The organism is Rhodococcus sp. EPR-147 (genome assembly GCF_001647185.1).
In the GTDB taxonomy this organism is placed as follows: Bacteria; Actinomycetota; Actinomycetes; order Mycobacteriales; family Mycobacteriaceae; genus Rhodococcoides.
In genome coordinates this window covers 1-1965 of record NZ_LVCU01000403.1, presented here as the reverse complement: position 1 = coordinate 1965, position 1965 = coordinate 1, and the positions used below count along the sequence as shown (strand labels likewise).

The 1965-nt window shown below is 60.4% G+C and carries 3 protein-coding genes; 2 read left to right on the top strand and 1 reads right to left on the bottom strand.

Annotated features, from left to right (window positions below):
• Window positions 1-347 precede the first annotated feature (347 nt).
• On the top strand, window positions 348-854 hold the full coding sequence (locus tag A2J02_RS18030; protein ID WP_032373336.1) for a hypothetical protein: 507 nt from the start codon (window positions 348-350) through the stop codon (window positions 852-854).
• Between the two features lie 75 nt (window positions 855-929).
• A complete protein-coding gene (locus tag A2J02_RS18025; RefSeq protein ID WP_032373337.1) occupies window positions 930-1394 on the top strand; it encodes a DUF5956 family protein in 465 nt (154 codons plus the stop codon).
• Window positions 1395-1530: 136 nt separating this feature from the next.
• Here A2J02_RS18025 and A2J02_RS18020 read toward each other — a convergent pair.
• Window positions 1531-1965: recombinase family protein (locus A2J02_RS18020; protein WP_068051811.1), on the bottom strand; the 435-nt coding region annotated here is incomplete at its 5' end.

Below are 1965 nucleotides of genomic sequence, written 5' to 3'. Positions count from 1 at the left end.
CACATCTGTGGCTCTACCGGCCAGGACCCACTCCTGTCGGCAACCCACGCTTACATGCGGAGGGGCCCCAGCCAAGACCTCCATACCGTCTATGATTCGACTCGATTCAATACTTTTGACCGTTTCATTACTTGCGCTAGCGTAATCGGCAACTTTGCCGCTAGGGTAGGTAAAACCGGCCGGTCTGCAACCGAGGCGGATTGCTGCAGACCTGTTGGTAGAGAACGCATTCGGTGCATTCTGCATTGATTCCGTTCGCGCTCGAATATGTCGACCAATGACAAGTCAGGAACAACGCCGGAGTTCCCAAAGCGTCGACGCGTGTTTACACGGCCTTCGGAAGCACTGTGCCGCAGGGTGTTATCGGCTCCAAAGCCCGCCTCTTCCGGGAGGGTGCGTTGTGCTCGGCGACGGACTACCAGTTCAACCTGTTCAACACGAGTTCTCAGACCGCTACGTCCACTCGAGACTGCGGACCCGGCTTCTACAACAGTCATGGATTCGTGGCGGTGTGGCCGTCCGGTGGAAACATGTCGGAGTACGTCACCTTCCCGTCCGACCCCCTCCAGTACCCTGCCCCCGCTGCCCTGGCTGCACCTCGCGCAGACGGCGACGCTGCGCGCGCACAAGGAACAAATCCGGACGGTGAGAGCTACGGAACCGGCGAGGCCGCGCAGGCAGATGCTGAACTCCCTGACCTGGTCAGCGCCATCGGTACCGATGGTGAGCTGGGGTACGTCAGGTCGGACGATTTGGTTGGTTCGGTAGTCGACGCTGCCGCGACGCCAGCTCCCCGGACGATTCCCCTGCTGTCACAGACCGGGGACCCCATCGGGTCGTTCCAGATCGGTTAGCATCTTGATCGTCGCCTCTGGCCTCGGCGCTTCGGCGGCCGAGGCCAGAGTTCGTTTCAGCCTAAAGGAGACGGTATGGCTCAATACTGGGGCGATTACCCGGTCGCGGATGACGAGGGTGAAATACCTGAAGGTCTGCCCACGGGTCGATACGTACCGCTCGTCGCCAACGGTCATGGGGCGTTGACTGCCTGGGCTGCGGGTCCGGGCCGATGCTTTCGGACGTCGTATCCAGCGGCGCTGCATCCGCCCGTGAAAGTGTCACGCGGTCACCAGGCAACCGGTGACCCGCAGGAAGTTTGGTTCGAGGCCTTCACTGAAGAAGATTTGCGTGCACAGAACGAGGACATCAATGCATACTTGGCCTCGGCAGGAGTTCGTCCACAACCGCGGGGTTACAAGTGGCACGTGCTGGTCCCCGACAACATCGTGAACGAAGATGCCCTCGAAGACGCGTTACGAGACAAGAACAATTATGTGGATCCCGTAGAAGTCTTCGAATCCATTGCACAGCTGTACGGAAATTTGTTCCGGTCCTGACCTTGCGAGCCGCCAATTTTCCTTGGCAGAGACAGAGGACGTGCGACCCCTCCTGTCGCCGTTTTGGTGTACCCGGTGGAAGTGTCTCGCCAAAGGAACCCGGGGCCGGACGTACACCGTGATGGGAGCTAATCGCTTAACCCGCAGGCGAACTGAGGTGCCGGTAGAGGGTGGCGCGGCCGATTCCGAGTACTGATGCGATTTCGGTTTTGGGTGTGCCGTCGTCGAGCATTCTGCGGATGTGACGAGCTTTGTCGGCGTCGATCTTGGCTGGTTGGCCACCGATGCGGCCGCGGGCTCGTGCGGCTGCGAGGCCGGCCATGGTGCGTTCTTTGACGAGGTCTCGTTCGAATTCGGCGAGGGAGCCGAAGATGTTGTAGGTCAGGCGTCCTCCGACTGTCGAGGTGTCGATGCCTTCGGTGATGCTGCGCAGTGTTGCACCTTTGGTTTCGATGAGGTTGACGGTTTCGATGAGGTGGCTCAGTGAGCGGCCGAGTCGATCGAGTCGCCATACTGCGACGACGTCGCCGGCGCGCACGCTCTCGAGGAGCAGCTGCAACTGAGGTCGGTC